The 19,925-nt window shown below is 59.1% G+C and carries 19 protein-coding genes; 8 read left to right on the forward strand and 11 right to left on the reverse strand.

What is annotated here, in order from left to right:
• Position 1 precedes the first annotated feature (1 nt).
• The 4 genes from HU749_RS28625 to HU749_RS28640 are packed head-to-tail and all read right to left on the reverse strand — an operon-like array spanning position 2 to position 3,879.
• Positions 2-337, reverse strand: a complete 336-nt coding sequence (locus HU749_RS28625; protein ID WP_186649306.1) for a chorismate mutase — start codon at positions 335-337, stop codon at positions 2-4.
• A 22-nt stretch (positions 338-359) separates the two neighbouring features.
• Entirely contained in the window at positions 360-1,607 is a 1,248-nt protein-coding gene (locus tag HU749_RS28630; RefSeq protein WP_014340757.1) for an aminotransferase class I/II-fold pyridoxal phosphate-dependent enzyme, read from the reverse strand.
• Complete coding sequence (locus HU749_RS28635; RefSeq protein ID WP_225919120.1) at positions 1,604-2,452, reverse strand: N5-glutamine methyltransferase family protein; 849 nt, start codon at positions 2,450-2,452, stop codon at positions 1,604-1,606. Before HU749_RS28635 ends, HU749_RS28630 begins: the two co-directional genes overlap by 4 nt.
• Entirely contained in the window at positions 2,449-3,879 is a 1,431-nt protein-coding gene (locus HU749_RS28640) for an NAD(P)/FAD-dependent oxidoreductase (RefSeq protein ID WP_186649309.1), read from the reverse strand. Before HU749_RS28640 ends, HU749_RS28635 begins: the two co-directional genes overlap by 4 nt.
• Before the next feature lie 723 nt (positions 3,880-4,602).
• On the opposite strand from HU749_RS28640, the gene mntA reads away from it, so the two are divergent.
• Positions 4,603-4,998 (forward strand): type VII toxin-antitoxin system MntA family adenylyltransferase antitoxin, encoded by a 396-nt coding sequence (gene mntA, locus HU749_RS28645; RefSeq protein ID WP_186649312.1) that lies wholly within the window; start codon positions 4,603-4,605, stop codon positions 4,996-4,998.
• Complete coding sequence (gene hepT, locus HU749_RS28650; RefSeq protein WP_186649315.1) at positions 4,988-5,416, forward strand: type VII toxin-antitoxin system HepT family RNase toxin; 429 nt, start codon at positions 4,988-4,990, stop codon at positions 5,414-5,416. The genes mntA and hepT overlap by 11 nt, the downstream gene beginning before the upstream one ends.
• Positions 5,417-5,511: 95 nt before the next feature.
• On the opposite strand, the gene HU749_RS28655 is transcribed toward hepT, so the two are convergent.
• The 3 genes from HU749_RS28655 to argE form a co-directional block, all read right to left on the reverse strand.
• Positions 5,512-6,843 (reverse strand): OprD family porin, encoded by a 1,332-nt coding sequence (locus HU749_RS28655; RefSeq protein ID WP_079303013.1) that lies wholly within the window; start codon positions 6,841-6,843, stop codon positions 5,512-5,514.
• Between the two features lie 473 nt (positions 6,844-7,316).
• Positions 7,317-8,615 (reverse strand): amino-acid N-acetyltransferase, encoded by a 1,299-nt coding sequence (gene argA, locus HU749_RS28660; RefSeq protein ID WP_045157255.1) that lies wholly within the window; start codon positions 8,613-8,615, stop codon positions 7,317-7,319.
• 139 nt (positions 8,616-8,754) lie between these two features.
• Positions 8,755-9,912: an acetylornithine deacetylase gene (gene argE / locus HU749_RS28665; RefSeq protein ID WP_186649318.1), complete on the reverse strand. Its 1,158-nt coding sequence runs from the start codon at positions 9,910-9,912 to the stop codon at positions 8,755-8,757.
• 147 nt (positions 9,913-10,059) lie between these two features.
• On the opposite strand from argE, the gene HU749_RS28670 reads away from it, so the two are divergent.
• Complete coding sequence (locus tag HU749_RS28670) at positions 10,060-11,427, forward strand: CYTH domain-containing protein (protein ID WP_186649320.1); 1,368 nt, start codon at positions 10,060-10,062, stop codon at positions 11,425-11,427.
• Positions 11,428-11,578: 151 nt separating this feature from the next.
• On the opposite strand, the gene HU749_RS28675 is transcribed toward HU749_RS28670, so the two are convergent.
• Entirely contained in the window at positions 11,579-12,049 is a 471-nt protein-coding gene (locus HU749_RS28675) for an Lrp/AsnC family transcriptional regulator (protein WP_003206662.1), read from the reverse strand.
• A gap of 126 nt (positions 12,050-12,175) precedes the next feature.
• Between HU749_RS28675 and HU749_RS28680 the strand changes: the two genes are divergently transcribed.
• From HU749_RS28680 to HU749_RS28700, 5 genes are all read left to right on the forward strand, one after another.
• A complete protein-coding gene (locus HU749_RS28680) occupies positions 12,176-12,514 on the forward strand; it encodes an ACT-like domain-containing protein (RefSeq protein WP_046063203.1) in 339 nt (112 codons plus the stop codon).
• Positions 12,515-12,658: 144 nt separating this feature from the next.
• On the forward strand, positions 12,659-14,443 hold the full coding sequence (gene tfpB / locus HU749_RS28685) for a type IV pilus assembly ATPase TfpB (RefSeq protein WP_079303016.1): 1,785 nt from the start codon (positions 12,659-12,661) through the stop codon (positions 14,441-14,443).
• 184 nt (positions 14,444-14,627) lie between these two features.
• Entirely contained in the window at positions 14,628-15,548 is a 921-nt protein-coding gene (locus HU749_RS28690; RefSeq protein WP_014340768.1) for an SPFH domain-containing protein, read from the forward strand.
• Between the two features lie 9 nt (positions 15,549-15,557).
• Positions 15,558-16,007 carry an NfeD family protein gene (locus HU749_RS28695; RefSeq protein WP_077507237.1) on the forward strand — a complete coding sequence of 150 codons (450 nt, stop codon included), beginning with the start codon at positions 15,558-15,560 and terminating at the stop codon, positions 16,005-16,007.
• Between the two features lie 65 nt (positions 16,008-16,072).
• A complete protein-coding gene (locus HU749_RS28700) occupies positions 16,073-16,393 on the forward strand; it encodes a DUF2388 domain-containing protein (RefSeq protein ID WP_172436019.1) in 321 nt (106 codons plus the stop codon).
• A 182-nt stretch (positions 16,394-16,575) separates the two neighbouring features.
• Here the strand turns inward: HU749_RS28700 and gcvH are convergent, their stop codons facing one another.
• The 3 genes from gcvH to HU749_RS28715 all read right to left on the reverse strand — a co-directional run bounded on the left by gcvH (position 16,576) and on the right by HU749_RS28715 (position 19,864).
• Positions 16,576-16,959 (reverse strand): glycine cleavage system protein GcvH, encoded by a 384-nt coding sequence (gene gcvH / locus HU749_RS28705; protein WP_079303018.1) that lies wholly within the window; start codon positions 16,957-16,959, stop codon positions 16,576-16,578.
• Between the two features lie 51 nt (positions 16,960-17,010).
• A complete protein-coding gene (gene gcvT / locus HU749_RS28710; protein WP_186649322.1) occupies positions 17,011-18,093 on the reverse strand; it encodes a glycine cleavage system aminomethyltransferase GcvT in 1,083 nt (360 codons plus the stop codon).
• A gap of 154 nt (positions 18,094-18,247) precedes the next feature.
• Positions 18,248-19,864 (reverse strand): ABC transporter permease, encoded by a 1,617-nt coding sequence (locus HU749_RS28715; protein WP_186649324.1) that lies wholly within the window; start codon positions 19,862-19,864, stop codon positions 18,248-18,250.
• Positions 19,865-19,925: the final 61 nt, after the last annotated feature.

Here is a 19,925-nt window from a genome sequence, read left to right on the forward strand (position 1 = left end):
CTCATTCCTCCACACCTGGCTGGTCGAGAGCATCCATGAGACGCTGCTCCTCGTTGCAGGTTTCTTTGATGATTAAGGCGAACAGGTCCCCGAGATAATCCGGCCGCAATTTACATGAGGGTGCCAGCGATCTGACCGTATCCAGAGTGGAAGTCACTCGATGCGGCTGCATCATTGGAATTTTTTTCGCAGATTTGATGCGGGCAATCACCCGACAGATTTCCATGCGTTGGGCCAGTAGGTCGACGAGCGCATTATTTATCTGGTCCAGTTGCTGACGATAGGGCTGGAGATCCTGCCCACCAAGCGCAATATTTCTTTCTGAGTTCGATGACATAACTATTCCTCGCGAGCAGTCGTCAGGCAGATGCCTGGTTCAACTGGACGTTGAGTTGACGTGCCAAGGTATCGACCTGCTCCGGTGTGTGAACCGCTGACAATGCGCATCGCAACATGGCTTTGCCGGTTTCAACGATCGGATAGAACACTGGAAACACTACGATGCCCGCAGCTCGTAACGCACTGGCAGCCGCCGTACCTTGCTGTTCGGTCTGAAACAAAGCACCGCGAATAGGCGCTCGCAGCGACGCGTTCATCATCTGCTGGTCAACCTGCTCATCGAGACGGCGCACGTTCTGCCACAGCGCGTTCTGCAGAGAGGCGATATTGGAGGAAAGATGGAGCTGTGCTGACGCAACGTTGGCCGCCTGTAACGGCACGGATATGGAGTGCCCAAACACCAGGGGATTGGCAAGAGCGCGCAGTTGCTCCGCGTGGTAGTCGGATTTCAGCACAATGAACCCACCAGCACCGCCGAACGCCTTGCTCAATGAACCGGCAATGAGCGTATTTTCCGGAAGCCGATGACCTAAACTCTCGAAGGCATAACCAGCGCCATGTCTCCCGGTAATCGATATGCCATGAGCATCGTCGATATAGAGATAACCACCCCAAGCTTGTAGCAGTTCACTCAGCTCACATGTAGGTAACAACCCCGACATGGAACCAACGCCATCGATCAAGAGAACGGGCGTGATTTGCTCCTTGGCGCACCGCATCAGTGTCTGCTTGAGCCCGTCCATATCTTGAGTATCGACCCGATTGACCGGCCCAAACTGCGATAGCAACCCGCGCAACACCTGCATTGAGGCATGGGCGGTGCGATCCACTAGCCACATGACCGAACGCTTGATTGGATAGCCGTCCATGGTGCCGCTGCCCAAGAGTGGCAACACTCCTAGGTGCGCATTGCTAGTGGAGGTGAATACCGTCACGCTGGCACCGGCATAGATGTCGCACAGCAGCCCCTCAAGTTGCCGTAGGTAAACCGGACTCATTGCACTCCGGCTAGCTGAAAGGTGGATGCCAAACCGCTCCAATGCCGTACGCGCAGCCTGAATCAACAGTGGATGACTTTCCAAACCTAAGTAGGAGCATGAAATAAATTCTGTGCACTTTGTGCCATCAGCCAATACGAGTGTCTTCCCCTTACGGGAAACCACTTCGAAACTGGTCAAGCCGCCATCCGATGCGCTGCTCAGAGCGTCACTAGTGCGCTGCTGACGAATAGTCATCCAGTTTGGGCCCGCGTCCATAGTGCTGTTCATACTTTTGTCCCTACGGTGATGACGGAAGGGCCCGTCGCATCGGAAAAGTGTTCATTAACAAAGGTGCAAATCGAGCGGAAACCATGGACCTCCAAGATCGATCCAACCTGTTGCTCCTGGGATTCACCGTGCTCGATTAATAAGGTCCCGCAAGGCTTGAGCAACGAGTTGGCCAGTCGTGCCGAAGCCTCGATCAGCGCGGTACCTTCGTCCGGCGCGAAGATGGCAGTAGCAGGATGATGAACGCCCCACTCAGGCAGCAACACCGTGTCTTGAGGGACATAAGGGGGGTTGGATACGATGACATCTGCACTGCCGCGCACCGACTCGAAGGCCTCGATTTGGGTAATATCCGCCTCGCACAGGGTTACCCCCTGACCATCGTTGTTCAGCCGTTGGATATTGCGTTTGAGGTAGATTTGAGCAATAGCATCGATTTCAACGCACACCACTTTGGCGCTAGTCCGGGACCAGATTGCCAAGCCGATTGCACCTACCCCCGCGCAGAGGTCGTACACAGTTGAACGGTCGTCAAGTGACAGGTTCTGCTCGATCCACTGCACGATGGCCATGCTCTGCACCCGCGGCACGAAGACTCCACTGCCGACAACGAAACGAAGGTCGGCAAAGTCGACGTAGCCCAGGATGTGCCCCAAGGGTGTGCGTGCACAACGGTCGGCCACATCCTGGCGAAAAGACGCCAACCGTTTTGAATCGGGCAACACTCCGCTGGAAAAATGCTTGCTCATGATGGCTTGTAGATCCTCTATAGGATCCCAGACACCCGCATCTATCAAAGCCGCTAATGCCTTCGCATAGTCATGCTCAAGTTGTGAATTAATCATGACCAAGCCTCGTAATAGCGCGCCAGGCGGTCATACATAGAACGATATAGGTACGAGAAAGCGACCAATTCGGGCGGAGGGGTGAATTGCGGGTGCAGCGACTCAATCAGTGCGGTGTAGTTTTCAGTCATACCTTTGTCGAGCAAAGGCATCCAATAAGGCTTGATATTCCAGCGGTACTCATAGCCCGTTGCGAACATCTGCTTCACGGTTTCGGCCACTGTGTTGCTGCGCGGCAACCCTTGCAGAGGTTTGCGCACCGGTGCAAAACAAGACAAATCCAAGCTGTTGGGTACACCTTGAATTTGATCCGCCATCCAGGCGGCCAACAACGGTGATTGATGTAAGCCATCACGATACGTGCCGGTGGCCAACCAGAGCCCGTCGTAGCCACATTGCCCAACCAGAGGAAAACCATCGGCGGGGATAGGCCGGTTGCCTACCTGAATACTCACAACCTCGGCATCGTGCAGGTCTAAGTTAAGCTGGTCGACTGCGCAATCAAGGAGAAACTGCACGTCAGAAATCAACGCATGCGAGCGGGGCTTTTCAGCGAGGATATTGGTGGCGCCTAGATACAGCAGTTCCGGCGAGCGCGGTACGCAATGCAGGCCGCAGGCAAAGGCCCGATTGGGAGTACGGATCACCGTTGATGGGGTTATCTGACCCGGCTTCAACTGGACGAGAATGGAAACCCCGTATCCGGCGAACATTGGCGGAATTCGATCCTTGATATCATCTAGGGTATCGAACATCGCCAACGACTGAACACCGGCGGCTACCACGACGTGACTCCCCGCGATCTCCTCGCCATTTTCCAGCATCACACCAGTCGCCACACGCCCTTCTGTCAACACGACATGGGCGTTTTTGTTAATGATTTCGCCTCCGCTCCCCAGCAATGCTGCATCCAGCTTTTCCAACAACAGGTGTGAGTCCACCGCATTCTCATCGGGAATCAGCAACGCCTGCAGTGGCCGCACGAGATCGTTGGCCTTGACCCACTCCACCCCGCCCGGGGAGACATTTGAGAAAGGCTCCTGATAATCGCGCAGAGTTTGTTCGATAGCCTCGTAGTTGATACTGTCAATTTCAGCCATGCCGGCAGAGTTTAGAATCACGTGGGTGCCACGCGCCGTCAGTAGCTCTTGTTGGTTGCCCGAGGCCTGTGCAAGCCGCTGCGCCCATTGCGGCCACATACCTTTGGCCTGGATATCCATAGCCAGTTTCAAACGTCCATGTCCACTAGCAAGCAGTCCGCTGGTGACTTCGCCGAAACAGCCATTCATCGCACCCGCTGCTTTGGATGCGGCATTAATCCTATCCGTCTCACCAACCCTACAAACTCTTAGTCCTCTAGTCGCTAATTCAAAAGCAATCGAACCGCCAATAGCACCGCTACCGACCACAATAACGTCATAGATCATTTTCAACTCCAAATTTCATACTAGAATATAAACATTCAAATTTACGAAACCGACAGAAGAAAAACCTAAGCTCAAGCGCAACTTCATTGAATACACAAGGTGCAATAGGTATATTTTTTTGCTACACACCTCCATAGGTTTTATAACTCGGATAACTCACCTAGGTTCCGCTCAGGCTACCGGTGTACTCGGCATCAGAGGAAACACTTGTTTTGCTCACTTCGCATGTCACAGCACGGAAGCCTTTTCGGAACCTCCTTAGAAAGCAATCCTTCTCAAGCCACTAATTTACCTAATAGAACCTCATCGTCGACCACCAAAGCTCCACTCTTCCAACGATAAAGAAACATCCTACGCTTGCAGAACAACAGTCCGCAGGAGCTTTCCCACGACCGATTACAGGCTCACTGAATAATTATTGCCTTGTACTGCCCACAATCAAAAAACCAAATCAAACCCCAGATAAGCAAAACAGAAACACCACTATCAGCAGGCCTGCTGCACGAGAACTTCTGATCGTAGCTAAAGATTCCTAAAGAGTAGATTTGTACAGGCCCGATTAACGGATAACGATGTTTTCAGTATTGAAAGCAAGCTCGACTCTGACAGAGGCAGTCATTCATATAAATCCAATCTTTATAGACCCCTTTTTATCGGGTTTGCTTGCATCCTCAGCTGTAAATTATTGATCCGATATCCGGACGAACGGATAGGATAGGCAGCATGAACACTCAAGCCTTGTTGGCCCATCTGCAAAACCATCTCCCTGGACTGCTGGCGGTTTACCTGTTCGGCAGCCATGCACAAGGCACCGCCGGGCCTGACAGTGATGTCGATCTGGCTGTGCTCTTGTCCGGCGAGGTCGATCCTGTGTCGTTATGGCAGCTTTCAGGTGATTTGGCGGATATCGCGGGCAGTCCGGTGGATCTGATCGATCTACGCGAGGCAACGACCGTGATGCAGTACCAGATCCTTACCCGAGGTCAGAGGCTCTGGGCCAGAGACGTACAGGCGGGGTTGTTCGAGTGTTTTATTCTCAGCGAAAAAACCGCTCTCGATGAGGCTCGGGCGGAATTGCTCAAGGATATTCAGGAAGAAGGCAGCGTGTATGGCCGATGACGTACTGATCAATAAAGCAGCGAGTATCGAGCGTTGCGTCGCCAGGGTGCGAGAAGAATACGAGAAAGATCCCGCTACGTTTGCTACCGATTTCACTCGCCAGGATTCGGCCGTCCTGAACATCCAGCGTGCGTGCGAAGCGGCACTGGATATGGGACAGCATTTGATTCGACGTGAGCGATTGGGGGGCCCGCAAAGTGCCCGCGATACATTCGAGTTGCTTTTTCAAGGGGCCTGGGTGGAAGAAGGCCTGGTGAAGAACCTGAAAAACATGGTGGGCTTCAGGAATATCGCCTTGCATAACTACCAAGCCCTGCAGTTGCCGATCATGGTCGCGATCATTACCGGACAACTGGATGATTTTCTTGCATTCAGCACATTCATCCTGCGTAAGGACGCGGCGGAGTCCGTACCATAGCGGCGGGAACGCTAAAAGAACCCTCTCGCGTCCCCAAAAACGCAAAAGCCCCGCCCGGCGTGCTGCCGGGCGGGGCTTTTTTACTTCGCTACGTCTTACAGGAAGTTGTAAGTGTAGTTGAAGATCAGGCGGGTCTGATCCCGGTCAGCACCGGAAAGACTACCGGTACCACGATAGGAACCGTGACGCAGCGTGGTGCCGAAACCTTTCAGAGCACCTTGCTGGACGACGTAATCCAAGCGCATGTCGCGTTCCCACTCGGACGAATCGCTTCCACCTGCGGTCGTGGACTTGATGTTTTCACCATGCAAGTAGGCGACAGCGGCTTTCAGGCCAGGAACGCCCAGACCGGTGAAGTCATAGGAGTATTGACCGAAGGTGGTGTTTTCACCGGCACGGACGAATCCGTTGATCATGCTATCGGTGAACAGGTAGAAGCTCGAACCACCGGCACCTTCATTTCGGCCGTTGCCGTCAAGCACGCTACCCTGGTTCAGGTAAACGAAACCACCGTCATCACCGACTTGCTGGTGACCCAACATGAAGGCACTGCCACCCAGGGAGTAGGTGAACATGGCGCTCCAGGTTTTGTTATCGACCACACCCTGTTCTTTGGCATAGCCACCGTTGTTATCGAAATCATAACCCGCATCGCCGTTGCGGCCATCCGAGCTGCTGTCGAAGTAACGCAGGTCTGTCTTGAACGACTGGCCTTCGCTGATCGGGAAAACATGTACAGCACCCAGGAAGTGCTGCTTGTAGTAATCCTGCAGGTTGGCGTAGTAGTACTGCAGGGTCAGGTCTTTGGTGACCTTCCAATCAGCACCGGCGTAGCGGAATTGATTGCTTTCCTCGGTACCACCAGAGACTGCCAAGCCGGTACGGTTGCTCGATGCACGACCAACAGCATGTTCCAGTTGGCCGGCGTTGAACGTTACGTTGTCCAGGTCCTTGGAGGTGATGGTGCCACCTTCGAAGGTTTGCGGCAGCAGACGACCGTCGCTGGCGACCAGGATCGGCAGGTTAGGCGCCAGGGCACCACCCAGGTGGGCTTCGGTCTTGGAGAACAGCGCCTTGACGTTGCCCGACAGACGGCTCCAGTTGTGCACGGCGGAGCCATCGGTGTCGCTTGGGACGAAGGTGTTGCTGTTGGGGTGTTGGCCTTTACCACCATCGAGATGGATCCCCACCAATGCCTGGGCATCAATACCAAAACCCACGACGCCTTGAGTGAAGCCGGACTTGTAGTCGAACTTCAGGCCAGTAGCGGTTTCACGCTGGTCGGCACCGCCTTCGCGGTTATCGTTATCAAAGTATAACGTACGAGAACTGACAGATGCCTTGCTGTCCTCGATAAAACCAGCGGCGCCTGCCTGCTGCGCCAGAACCCCAACGGCCACAGCCAGGGCCAAGGTGGACTTGTTCATGCTTCGCTCCTCTCGTTTTCTAATTCTTGTGTGTCTTTGGTTCCGGATCGAACGCCCGGAATCCGCGGATGCGCGATTAGCGCCAGACCGTGACTGACAAGTCAATCGTAAGCATTTATGACTACGACTATGGTCTAACCCCTCTACACCGGCCCGCAGGATAATGGATTCTTTATAATTCCAAAAAGAATTGTTTCAACAGTTTTCAGCTCGTTTCGGCATATGGCCACCATCACAGCACCATCAGGCCGTGACATGACTTATCGGCGACGCAGAGAATTACTGAACGATGATTTATCGGGGATTTACGAGGCCCGCGAATTCTTGGCGGCGAGATCTGTTTGCGCGCCTCCTGCGCCTTCGATTCCTGTTCAAGACCGCTCGCGCATGCCGCGATCTTGACGTGTTCCAGACTAGCTGCTCATTGTCTGAAATCAAGAAGATCGCGACAGCGCGAGTTTGTCGCAGGCCGTCTACAAGGATTTTTCGAAGATCTTCGAATTGCGCTGGTAGTTGTAGAGCGAAGCCCGCGCCGCCGGCAGGCGCTCGACGCTGCTGGGCTCGAAACCACGTTCGCGGAACCAGTGGGCAGTCCGGGTCGTCAGCACGAACAGTGTCTTGAGCCCTTGGGCCCGGGCCCGGGTTTCGATCCGTTCCAGCAGTTCATCGCCGCGGCCACCGTGGCGGTATTCCGGGTTCACCGCCAGGCAGGCCAGTTCCCCGGCATCCGAATCGGCGATCTGGTACAACGCCGCGCAGGCGATGATCATGCCTTCGCGCTCGACCACGCTGAACTGTTCGATTTCGCGCTCCAGCACTTCACGGGAGCGACGCACCAGGATCCCCTGTTCTTCCAGGGGGCTGATCAGGTCCAGCAGGCCGCCGACGTCTTCGATGGCCGCTTCGCGCACCACCTCGAATTGCTCCTGGGCCACCAGCGTACCGCTACCATCGCGGGTGAACAGTTCAGCCAGCAGCGCACCGTTCTCGGCATAGCTGACGATATGGCTGCGTGCGACGCCACCCCGACAGGCCTGGGCCGCCGCATCCAGCAATTCGGCCTGATAGTCGCTGCCCAGGCGTTGCATGTGGGCCGGGACCTGTTGCGGGCGCAACTCGCGCACCAACCGCCCGTCTTCACCAATAAGCCCCTGCTCGGCACCGAACAGCAGCAGTTTGTCGGCCGCCAGGTCGATGGCTGCGCGGGTGGCAACGTCTTCACAGGCCAGGTTGAAGATCTCGCCGGTGGGCGAATAACCCAACGGCGACAGCAGCACGATGGAGCGCTCGTCCAGCAGGCGATTGATGCCCTTGCGATCGACCCGGCGCACTTCACCGGTGTGGTGATAATCCACGCCTTCGAGCACGCCGATGGGACGCGCGGTGACCAGGTTGCCGCTGGCGACCCGCAGCCGCGAGCCCTGCATGGGCGAGGACGCCATGTCCATGGAAAGGCGTGCCTCAATGGCGATGCGCAACTGGCCGACCGCGTCGATCACGCACTCCAGCGTTGCCGCATCGGTGATGCGCATGCCGTGGTGATAATGCGGCGTGAGGCCCCGTGCAGCGAGGCGGGTCTCGATCTGCGGGCGCGAACCATGGACCAGCACCAGGCGCACGCCGAGGCTGTGCAGCAGCACCAGGTCATGGACGATGTTGCCGAAATTAGGGTGTTCCACTCCGTCGCCGGGCAGCATGACGATGAAGGTGCAATCGCGGTGGGCGTTGATGTAGGGCGAAGCGTGACGAAGCCAATTGACGTATTCGGGCATGAACCTGGACCTGTAATAAATAACAGCCAAAACAAAGACGAAACAGAACGCACAACGGGGCTGGTGGTTATCGTCGGAACAGGCTTGGCGACACGCGCGCTCTCCTCATGTGGTGAATACGGGCCCGCAAGGGCGCAATTTAACCGGCCGTAGCCGGCGTCAGGCAGTAATGGCCGATCAACTGCCGCAACAATTGTACGGTAGGTTGCAAACGTGACATTTCAAGGTACTCGCCCGGCTGGTGGGCGCAGGCGATATCGCCAGGGCCGAGCACCAGGGTTTCACAGCCAAGGCGCTGAAGATAAGGCGCTTCGGTGCCAAACGCCACTGCTTCGGCACGATGGCCGGTGAGTCGCTCGGCCACCCGTACCAGCTCGCAGTCTTCGGCCTGCTCGAAGGGTGGCACTTCGGGGAACAGCGGTGCGTAGTCGATCTTGACTTTATGGCGTTCGGCGATGGGGTCCAACTTCTGTTGGATCGCCGCCCGCAGCACCTGCGGGTCCATGCCCGGCAACGGGCGCAGGTCGAATTCCATGGAGCACTGGCCGCAGATGCGGTTGGGATTGTCGCCACCATGGATGCAACCGAAGTTCAGGGTCGGTTGTGGCACGCTGAACTGCGGATTACGGAACTCACGCTGCCATTGCAGGCGCAGGCCGCGCAATTCGCCCATGGCATCGTGCATGGCTTCCAGCGCGCTGTGGCCCAGGCTCGGATCGGAGGAGTGACCGCTGCGCCCGAGAATGTCGATGCGCTCCATCATCACGCCTTTGTGCAGGCGAATCGGCCGCAGGCCGGTCGGCTCGCCGATCACCGCCGCGCGCCCCAGTGGTCGGCCGGCATCGGCCAGGGCACGGGCGCCGGCCATGGAGCTTTCTTCGTCACAGGTCGCGAGGATCAGCAACGGTTGCTTGAACGATTGGTCCAGCAGCGGCTTGACCGCTTCGATGGCCAAGGCGAAAAAACCTTTCATGTCACAACTGCCCAGCCCCACCCAACGGCCATCGACCTCGGTGAGCCTCAGCGGATCGGTCTGCCACAACGCGCCGTCGAACGGCACCGTGTCACTGTGGCCAGCCAGCACCAGGCCGCCGGGACCGCTGCCAAAACTGGCCAGCAGGTTGAATTTGCCAGGGCTGACCTGCTGGATATCACAGCAGAACCCCAGCTCAGTGAGCCAGCCTGCCAGCAGCTCGATCACGGCACTGTTGGACTGGTCCAGCCCAGGCTGGGTGCAACTGACCGAAGGTGCGGCGATCAGGGCAGCGAACTGATCTTTCATGGACGGCAAAGGCATCGCTGACTCCGGGCTTACAGATTGACGTTCATCATAGAACCATCTGGACCCAGGAATAAACCTAGGGCGAGTGAGTCCTGTACACTGCACGGCCTTGGCAGCCACACCTTCCCCCGGCTGCACACCCGATCCCTGGATTTTCCGGCCATGCAGAAAGAAACCGAAATCAAACTCCGCGTCAGCCGCGAGACCCTGGCAGCCTTGCGCGAGCATCCGCTGCTGAAAAAACGCAACAAGAGTGGCTGGGAACGCCACGAACTGATGAACCAGTATTTCGACACGCCGGAGCGTGACCTGGCCCAGGCCAAGGTCGCCCTGCGTCTGCGTCGCGACGGCGAAGAGGTGATCCAGACCCTCAAGACCCGCGGCCAGAGCGTCGCCGGCCTGTCCGAGCGCAACGAGTACGACTGGCACCTGCCCAAGGCCAAGCTCGACCTGAAGAAGCTCGACGGCGAGTGCTGGCCCGAGGCCTTGGCCGAACTGGACAAGAAAACCCTCAAGGCCATCTTCACCACCGATTTCGTTCGCGAGCGCGCTGAAATCGCCTGGGGCCGTGGCAAAAGCAAGGTGGTCATCGAGGCCGCCCTGGACCTGGGCCACGTGGTGGTCGGCAAGCAGAAGGAAGAAATCTGCGAGCTGGAGCTGGAGCTGCGCGAAGGCGAGCCCGCCGCCCTGCTGGAACTGGCCGCCGAGCTGGCCGCGACCCTGCCCTTGATGCCCTGCGACATCAGCAAGGCCGAGCGTGGCTATCGCCTGTATGACGCGGGCAGCTACGCCCTGAGCCTGCCGGCCCCGCAACTGACCGCCGAAACGCCGCTGGATGACGCCTTCGCCGCGCTGAGCTGGCATCTGCTCGGCAGCAGCCAACGCTTGGCCGAGCAATACCGTTTCAACGGCCACTGGCGCCTGCTGCAGGACTGGGTGGAAAACCTCGCCGAACTGCGTGCCCTGCTCAGCAGCCTCGGCCAGGCCGCGCCGCGCCAATCGACCCACGACTTGCGCCTGGCCCTGGACGCGCTGCTGGAAGACTGGCGCCCACTGGTCCAGGCCGGCCTTGATGACGAAGACGTGCGCAAGGCCGCGCCGGAACAGTTCCTTGAAGAGCTGCAAGACCCGCGCTGGGGCTTGTTTTCCCTCAACACTTCACGCTGGCTGCTGGCTCGCAGCTGGGCCGCCGAACGCAACACCCGTGGCAATCGCCAGGGCGCGGCGCAATTGGGCAGTTGGCTGCCGCGCCTGCTGGGCGAAGAATCCTCGTCCCTGCAACTGCAACGCTATCAGCAGCAGCCGGAAGACCTGGCCGAACAACTGCCGCGCATCGAACGTATCCAGGCCTGGCTGCATCACGCCCGCCATGTTCTGGATATCCCGGAAATGGATCGCCTCTATGGTGAACTGAACAAACTGGCGCAACTGGCCAACCAACCGATCACCGACGAAACGCTGGATGCGCGTAAGCAACAGGCGATTGCGGTTTACCAGAATCGGGCCTGGAAGACGTTGCTGCGCCTGTAACCGAAATATCTTCGGCGTCGGGAATACTGCTTTCGCGAGCAAGCCCGCTCCCACACTGGATCTTCAGCGAACACAAAATGTGTGTACGGTAGAGGCCCATTGTGGGAGCGGGCTTGCTCGCGAAGGGGCCGGCCATTCACCTCAGATTCAACTACCGCACCACCGGCAAGCTCGTCGTCGACTTGATCTCCGACAGCGCCACGATCGAGTTCACTTCCTGGATCCCCGGCACCATCGACAGCTTTTCGAAAAAGAATCGCTCATACGCCTCGATATCCGCCGTGACGATGCGCAACAGAAAATCCACTGACCCCATCAGCACGTAACACTCCAGCACTTCGGGGAAGCCGCGGATCGCCTCGGTGAATTCGGTGAAGTTGGAACGGCCGTGGGCATTGAGCTTGATTTCGGCGAAGATCTGCGTGTTGAGGCCGATTTTCTTGCGATCCAGCAACGTCACCTGGCCGCGAATGATGCCCTCCTCCTTCATCCGCTGGATCCGTCGCCAGCATGGCGATTGAGACAAGCCGACCTGTTCGGCGATCTGCGCACTGGACAGCGAGGCATCCTCCTGCAGCAGCGCCAGTATCCTGCGGTCGTAGCTATCCAGTTCGCTGTGCATGATCAAACCCGAAATGATTGATTTAGAGAATCAAGCGATTCAAAACATCGCCAGAATCACTCATCTTAGATAAGAAATACCCCGGCTCGCATGTAAATATTTCTCCCGCCACCAAGGAGACCGAACATGCCCCCACTCGAAGCCGTTGCCATAGCCCCGACCCGCGCCGATGTCTGGCATGTCGCCAATACTCATTGCCGGGTGCGATACCAGATGTTGGCCGAAGCCGAGCCGGATTTACTGTGCCGGGCGTTGAACCTGTTCGCCTTGCAGGGCCTGACGCCGCAGCAGGTTCATGTCGAGCGCCTCGACGATGCGCTGTCGCTGGACATCGTCATGGATGGGCTGAGCTGGCACCGTGCCCAGGTCATCGCTGAAAAATTACGTAACCTGATCAGCGTCTGTTCGGTGGACCTGCAAGACGCTGATATTGCGCACGTTGGGCCGGCCCACGCAGCGGGATGAGCTTCCACGGGCAAGATTTCGCAACGCATTGGTCGGGTAGTGGCCCAACGGTCTACAGCGTCGGGACTATTCTTTTGCAGACCGAGCGAGGACGCCGAGGCGTCTGTATCGCGGCTTTGCTGCAATTGTCCAATAGGAACCCGCATGTCCACCAAACACGCCACTCAGGACCGCTGGCTGGACCTCAACGATCTGCTGCGCCAACTGGTCACCCAGGGCCTCATCAGCCAGGATTCAGCCGAAACCGCGCTGAACGCCCGCCGACGCCACAGCGCCAATAGCCAGTTGCATCCGCTGGAGTTCATCGCCAACCAGCACCTGGACGACCTCAGCCGCCCCGGCAAGCGCCTGGACCTGGAGAACCTGACCCTGTGGTTGTCCCAGCAGGCCGGCCAGCCCTACATGCGCATCGACCCGTTGAAAATCAACGTCGCGGCCGTGACGCCCTTGATGTCCTATGCCTTTGCCCAGCGCCACAAGATCCTTGCGGTGGCGGTCGATCGTGACGCCGTCACCGTCGCCAGCGCACAGCCCTACGTCAACAGCTGGGAAGCCGACCTGACCCACGTGCTCAAGCTGCCGATCAAGCGGGTGGTCGCCAACCCGGTGGATATCCAGCGCCTGAGCGTGGAGTTCTATCGCCTGGCCAAATCGGTCAGCGGCGCCACCACAGTCGATCAGCAGCCGAGCAACCTGAGCAATTTCGAACAGTTGCTCAACCTCGGCGCCAGCGACCAGGAGCCGGACGCCAACGACGCCCACATCGTCAATATTGTCGACTGGCTGTTCCAGTACGCCTTCCAGCAGCGCGCCAGTGACATCCACATCGAACCGCGCCGCGAACAGGGCACCGTGCGGTTTCGCATCGACGGCGTGCTGCACACCGTCTATCAGTTCCCGCCGCAGGTCACGATGGCAATCGTCAGCCGTCTCAAGAGCCTGGGGCGGATGAACGTCGCGGAAAAACGCAAACCCCAGGACGGCCGGGTCAAGACCAAGACCCCGGACGGCGGCGAAGTGGAATTGCGCCTGTCGACCTTGCCCACGGCGTTCGGCGAAAAAATGGTCATGCGGATCTTCGACCCGGAAGTGCTGCTCAAGGACTTCGACCAACTCGGCTTCTCCGCCGACGACCTGCGCCGCTGGCAGGACATGACCCGCCAGCCCAACGGCATCATCCTGGTGACCGGGCCCACCGGTTCCGGCAAGACCACCACGCTCTACACCACTCTCAAGAAACTGGCGACGCCGGAAGTGAACCTCTGCACCATCGAGGACCCGATTGAAATGGTCGAGGCGTCCTTCAACCAGATGCAAGTCCAGCACAACATCGACCTGTCCTTCGCCGCCGGGGTGCGGGCGCTGATGCGACAAGACCCGGACATCATCATGATCGGTGAGATCCGCGACCTGGAGACCGCCGAGATGGCGATCCAGGCGGCGCTCACCGGGCACCTTGTCCTGTCGACGCTGCACACCAACGACGCGCCGAGCGCCATCAGCCGCCTGCTGGAGCTGGGTGTGCCCCATTACCTGATCAAGGCCACCGTGCTCGGAGTCATGGCCCAGCGATTGGTGCGCACCTTGTGCCCGCAATGCAAGGCCCCCCTGGCCCTGGATGAAGATGACTGGCAAACCCTGACGCGGCCCTGGCAGGCGCCGCTGCCGAGTAACGCCCAACAGGCCGTCGGTTGCCTGGAATGCCGTGACACCGGTTACCGCGGCCGCGCCGGCGTCTACGAAATCATGCAACTGACCGACAGCGTCAAGGCCTTGATCCACCCCGACACCGACCTGCTGGCCGTGCGCCGCCAGGCATTCAAGGAAGGCATGCGCAGCCTGCGCCTGTCGGGGGCGCAAAAGGTGGCGGCGGGCTTGACCACGGTCGAGGAAGTACTGCGGGTTACGCCACAGAGCGAGCAGAAGTAGTTGTGACAGCACCTGTGGCGAGAGGCTGTGGGAGCAAGGCTTGCCCGCGATGAAAATGACGCGGTCTCCCAGGAAAGCAAGGCGCCTGCATCGCGAGCAAGCTTTGCTCCCACAGAGTGATGATAATGGCAGCGTGCCCTACACTGGGCTCGCAGGTCCATATCAATTCGCACAGGGAACCGTCATGCAGATCGGCAGTGTACTTTTACTTTTCATCGGCCTCGTGGTCGCCATCCTCTTCATGGGTTTCAAGGTCGTGCCCCAGGGCTACCAATGGACCGTCGAGCGGTTCGGCCGCTACACCAACACGCTCAAGCCCGGCCTGAACATCATCATCCCGGTGATGGATCGCATCGGGCGCAAGATCAATGTCATGGAAAGCGTGCTGGACATCCCGCCCCAGGAAGTCATCACTGCCGACAACGCCACGGTACAGATCGACGCCGTGTGTTTCTTCCAGGTGGTCAATACAGCCCAGGCGGCCTACGAGGTCAACAACCTCGAACACGCCATCCGCAACCTGCTGCAAACCAATATCCGCACCGTGCTGGGGTCCATGGAGCTGGACGCGATGTTGAGCCAGCGCGACGGTATCAACGAAAAACTGCTGCGCACCGTCGATGAAGCCACAGCGCCGTGGGGGATCAAGATCACCCGGATCGAGATCAAGGACATCAGCCCGCCGGCCGACCTGATGGCCGCCATGTCGGGGCAAATGAAAGCCGAACGTATCAAGCGCGCCCAGATCCTCGAAGCCGAGGGCCTGCGCGCGTCGGCGATTCTCACCGCCGAAGGCAAGAAGCAGGCGCAAATCCTCGAGGCCGAAGGCAGCCGCCAGGCCGCGTTCCTGGAATCCGAGGCCCGCGAGCGCCAGGCACAAGCCGAAGCGCTGGCCACCCAGGTGGTGTCCCAGGCGATTGCCGACGGCAACGTCCAGGCCGTGAACTACTTTGTCGCGCAGAAATACATCGATGCGCTGGGCAAATTGGCTTCGGCCAACAACAGCAAGGTGATCCTGATGCCGCTGGAAGCCAGCCAGGTCATCGGTGCGGTCGGCGGCATCGGCGAGATCGTCAGGGCCACCTTCGACAGCAAGAAAGCCTGAGGCGCGCATATGTGGGTGTTCCTGCAAAACATGTCGTACTGGGACTGGCTGGCGCTGGGCGTCATCCTGCTGATCCTTGAAGTGTTCGGCGCCGGCGGCTACTTGCTGTGGATCGGCATGGCCGCCGCAGCGGTCGGCGTGCTCACCTTCATCCTGCCGCAGATGCCGTGGGAGCTGCAGTTCCTGTTGTTCGGCCTGTTCGCCATCGCAACAGCGCTGTACTGGTGGCGACGCCAGCGCAGCGCGGTGCGCGAAAGCGATCAGCCGCACCTGAACCTGCGCGGGCAGGAGCTGATCGGCAAGGTCTTCCAGGTTCATGAAGCGATTGTCGATGGCCGCGGCAAGATCAAGGTGGCCGACAGCGTCTGGCTGGCCAAGGGGCCCGAGTCGTCCGTGGGCACGCGGGTCAGGGTGGTGGCGCAGGATGGCGCGGTGCTGCAGGTGGAACGGGCTGACTGAGAAGTCATGGAACTGAACAGAGGCGCAGGTAATCCAACGTCATAGTTAACCCAGTGGAGTCACCTATCATGCGTCTCAAACTTGCTGTCGCTACCCTAGCCTTGTTGTCTCTTCCTGTTGGCTCGGCAATGGCCGACACGTTTTGGCGTAACGTCATCTCATCCGGTGCGACCACCGGTTCCACCTACCTGACCTTCAAGGATAACAAGCTGATCGTCGCGGCCCAGGACGACGCCGGCAGCTTCGTCGCCAGTGACGGCGGTATTCGTGGCCCCTACCTGGAAGCGGCAATGCAGAAAGTGCGTGCCGACAACCCAGGCCTGCAAGCCACCGACATGGAACTGGCCAACGCGATCCTGGCGAAAAACGCCGTCGCCCAGGACTGATTCCCGGCCAATAAAAAATGCCGCTCGATGGGAGCGGCATTTTTTTGCCCGAAAATATTATCAGGCTGTACGCAGTACCCTGTGTGGGAGCGGGCTTGCTCGCGAAAGCGGTGTATCAGTCAACAACACTGAAACTGACACACCGCTTTCGCGAGCAAGCCCGCTCCCACATTGGATCCGGGTTATTCGCCGATAGCGGACTTGTAGCCTGCTGCATCAAGCAACTTGCCCACCTCAGCCTTGTCACTTGGCTTGAGCTTGAAGATCCAGGCGCCGTATGGATCAGAGTTCAGCAGTTCCGGCGAACCGCCCAACTCTTCGTTGACCGCAATCACTTCACCGGCAATCGGCGAGTAGATGTCGGAAGCGGCCTTGACCGACTCGACCACACCGGCCTGGTCACCTGCGGCAAAAGTCTTACCGACTTCAGTCAGCTCGACGAATACCACATCGCCCAAGGCTTCCTGCGCATGATCGCTGATGCCCACGGTGACGGTACCGTCAGCTTCCAGGCGTGCCCACTCATGGCTTTCGGCAAAACGCAGTTCGGCAGGGATATCACTCATATTCTGTGTCCTCAAGAGAAGTGTCAGCGGCCAGCGGCCCGCCGCAAAAGGTTAGATCAGGGTTTTGCCATGGCGGACGAAGGTCGGTTTGACCACCCGTACCGGGTACCACTTGCCGCGAATTTCTACCTCGGCACGATCGGCGGTAGCCATCGGAACCCGTGCCAAGGCGATCGACTTGCTAAGCGTAGGAGAAAAACTACCACTGGTGATCTCCCCTTCGCCAACATTGGCGATGCGAACCACCTGATGGGCGCGCAAAACACCCCGCTCTTCCAGCACAAGCCCGACCAGTTTGTGCTGCACACCGCTGGCAAGCTCGGCTTCCAGCGCACTGCGCCCGATGAACTGACGGCTGGCCGGTTCCCAGGCGATACTCCAGGTCATGTTCGAAGCCAGCGGCGAAACGTCTTGGTGAATGTCCTGGCCGTAGAGGTTCATGCCGGCCTCCAGGCGCAGGGTATCGCGGGCGCCGAGGCCGATGGGCGAAATGCCGGCGCCTACCAGGTCGTTGAAGAAACTTGGGGCTTCCTGGGCGGGCAGGACGATTTCCAGGCCATCTTCGCCGGTGTAGCCGGTCCGGGCGATGAACCATTCGCCGTCGGCGCGACCCTCGAAAGGCTTGAGTTGCTGGATAATTTGCCCGCGCGGTTGCGTCACCAGTTCGGCAATCTTCTGCCGGGCCTGGGGCCCCTGGATCGCCAGCATCGCCAGTTCGGGGCGCTCGTGCAGTTGCACGTCATAGCCACCGAGCTGTGCCTGCATCCAGGCCAGGTCCTGATCGCGGGTCGAGGCGTTGAAGACCAGCCGATAGCCGTCCTCGACCCGGTAGATGATCATGTCGTCGACGATGCCGCCGCGCTCATTGAGCATCGCGCTGTACAAGGCACTGCCTGTGTCTTGCAAACGATCGACGTCATTGGCCAGCAAACGCTGAAGCCAGACCTTGGCCTGGATGCCTGCGACATCGATCACGGTCATGTGGGAGACATCGAACACACCGCAGTCGCGACGCACCTGATGGTGTTCCTCGACTTGCGAGCCGTAGTGCAAAGGCATATCCCAACCGCCAAAATCGACCATCTTCGCGCCGAGGGCGAGATGAAGGTCATACAGAGGCGTACGCTGTCCCATGGGTTTCTCCTTCCGGGCTTGGCGAAGGTGCGGACGGGCACTGCGTAGCGCGAACGCCTGAAAAAGGAGTTTTCTGACGTTCTCAGTTGCCCGGTCCGACAGACGGACCGCACCGAATGCCGCGCATTGTAGCCGCATGAGGTAGGACTGACACCTAGCTGTTTCGATGGGCCGAACGTCGTATCAATCCGATGACCGGCAACAACCCCACCAATACCAACGTCAGCGCCGGCAACGCGGCCCGGGCCCACTCCCCTTCGCTGGTCATCTCGAAGATCCGCACCGCCAGCGTGTCCCAGCCGAACGGGCGCATCAGCAGGGTCGCGGGCATTTCCTTGAGCACGTCGACGAACACCAGCAACCCCGCGCTCAAGGTACCGGGCAACAGCAACGGCAGATACACTTTGAAAAACAGTCGTGGCCCACTGACCCCAAGGCTGCGTGCTGCCTCGGGCAACGATGGACGAATTCGCGCCAGGCTGCTCTCCAGCGGACCGTAGGCCACGGCCAGGAAGCGCACCAGGTACGCCAGCAGCAGCGCCGACAGGCTGCCCAGCAACAAAGGCTTGCCTGCCCCACCGAGCCAGGTCGACAGCGGGATGACCAGCTCACGGTCCAGGTAGCTGAATGCAAGCATGATCGACACCGCCAGCACCGAACCGGGCAAGGCATAGCCCAGGTTCGCCAGGCCGACGCCGGCACGAATCGGGCGGGTTGGCGCCAGCCGCCGGGCGAACGCCAGCAGCAAGGCCACGCAAACGGTGATCAACGCGGCCAGGCCGCCCAGGTAGAGGGTGTGGACGATCAGCCCGGCATAACGCTCGTCCAGGTCGAAACGACCGCGCTGCCAGAACCACACCAGCAACTGCAGCACCGGAATGACAAACGCGCAGACAAACACCAGGAAGCACCAACTGCTGGCTGCCACGGCCTTGAGGCCGCGCAACGTGTACAAGGCCTTGACCCGGGGTCGCTCGTTACTGGCTCGGTGGGCACCACGGGCCCGACGTTCGCCGTAGAGCACCAGCATCACCGCCAGTAACAGCAGGCTGGCCAGTTGGGCAGCGCTGGAGAGGCTGAAGAAGCCATACCAGGTCTTGTAGATCGCGGTGGTAAAGGTGTCGAAGTTGAACACCGACACCGCGCCGAAATCCGCCAGGGTCTCCATCAGCGCCAGCGCCACGCCTGCACCGATGGCCGGCCGGGCCATCGGCAGCGCCACACGCCAGAACGCCTGCCACGGCGACTGCCCCAGTACCCGGGCGGCTTCCATCAAGCCCTTGCCCTGGGCCAGGAAGGCACTGCGCGCCAGCAGATAGACGTAAGGGTAGAAGACCAGCACCAGCACCAGGATCACCCCGCCGGTGGAGCGGACCCGGGGCAGGCGCAAGCCGCTGCCGAACCATTCACGCATCAGCGTCTGCACGGGGCCGGCAAAATCCAGCAGGCCAACGAAGACAAACGCCAACACATAGGCCGGAATCGCAAACGGCAGCATCAACGCCCAGTCGAGCCAACGTCGTCCGGGGAACTCACACAGACTGGTGAGCCAGGCAAGACTGACGCCCAGCAACGTCACCCCGATACCCACACCAAGGATCAACGTGAGGGTGTTGCCCAACAAGCGTGGCATTTGCGTATCCCACAAGTGGGACCATATCTGCTGATCAACGCTCTGCCAGGACAGCAGCAAGACGCTCAAGGGCAACAGGACCAGCGCGGCAATGGCAAAGACCAGGGGGTACCAACGGCGTTGGGCGGGGTGGGCCAAGGGGTGCTCTCGTTTAAAAATAATGATGCCCGCGCATTCGCGCGGGCACCTATCTTACAAC

The sequence above is a fragment of the Pseudomonas ogarae genome (assembly GCF_014268695.2).
Classification (GTDB): Bacteria; Pseudomonadota; Gammaproteobacteria; order Pseudomonadales; family Pseudomonadaceae; genus Aquipseudomonas; species Aquipseudomonas kilonensis.

What these genes read in the sequence shown, in the direction of transcription:
- HU749_RS28625 (WP_186649306.1), bottom strand. Translation starts at nt 337, where the DNA reads ATGTCATCGAACTCAGAAAGAAATATTGCGCTTGGTGGGCAGGATCTC.
- HU749_RS28630 (WP_014340757.1), bottom strand. Translation starts at nt 1,607, where the DNA reads ATGAACAGCACTATGGACGCGGGCCCAAACTGGATGACTATTCGTCAG.
- HU749_RS28635 (WP_225919120.1), bottom strand. Translation starts at nt 2,452, where the DNA reads ATGATTAATTCACAACTTGAGCATGACTATGCGAAGGCATTAGCGGCT.
- HU749_RS28640 (WP_186649309.1), bottom strand. Translation starts at nt 3,879, where the DNA reads ATGATCTATGACGTTATTGTGGTCGGTAGCGGTGCTATTGGCGGTTCG.
- mntA (WP_186649312.1), top strand. Translation starts at nt 4,603, where the DNA reads ATGAACACTCAAGCCTTGTTGGCCCATCTGCAAAACCATCTCCCTGGA.
- hepT (WP_186649315.1), top strand. Translation starts at nt 4,988, where the DNA reads ATGGCCGATGACGTACTGATCAATAAAGCAGCGAGTATCGAGCGTTGC.
- HU749_RS28655 (WP_079303013.1), bottom strand. Translation starts at nt 6,843, where the DNA reads ATGAACAAGTCCACCTTGGCCCTGGCTGTGGCCGTTGGGGTTCTGGCG.
- argA (WP_045157255.1), bottom strand. Translation starts at nt 8,615, where the DNA reads ATGCCCGAATACGTCAATTGGCTTCGTCACGCTTCGCCCTACATCAAC.
- argE (WP_186649318.1), bottom strand. Translation starts at nt 9,912, where the DNA reads ATGCCTTTGCCGTCCATGAAAGATCAGTTCGCTGCCCTGATCGCCGCA.
- HU749_RS28670 (WP_186649320.1), top strand. Translation starts at nt 10,060, where the DNA reads ATGCAGAAAGAAACCGAAATCAAACTCCGCGTCAGCCGCGAGACCCTG.
- HU749_RS28675 (WP_003206662.1), bottom strand. Translation starts at nt 12,049, where the DNA reads ATGCACAGCGAACTGGATAGCTACGACCGCAGGATACTGGCGCTGCTG.
- HU749_RS28680 (WP_046063203.1), top strand. Translation starts at nt 12,176, where the DNA reads ATGCCCCCACTCGAAGCCGTTGCCATAGCCCCGACCCGCGCCGATGTC.
- tfpB (WP_079303016.1), top strand. Translation starts at nt 12,659, where the DNA reads ATGTCCACCAAACACGCCACTCAGGACCGCTGGCTGGACCTCAACGAT.
- HU749_RS28690 (WP_014340768.1), top strand. Translation starts at nt 14,628, where the DNA reads ATGCAGATCGGCAGTGTACTTTTACTTTTCATCGGCCTCGTGGTCGCC.
- HU749_RS28695 (WP_077507237.1), top strand. Translation starts at nt 15,558, where the DNA reads ATGTGGGTGTTCCTGCAAAACATGTCGTACTGGGACTGGCTGGCGCTG.
- gcvH (WP_079303018.1), bottom strand. Translation starts at nt 16,959, where the DNA reads ATGAGTGATATCCCTGCCGAACTGCGTTTTGCCGAAAGCCATGAGTGG.
- gcvT (WP_186649322.1), bottom strand. Translation starts at nt 18,093, where the DNA reads ATGGGACAGCGTACGCCTCTGTATGACCTTCATCTCGCCCTCGGCGCG.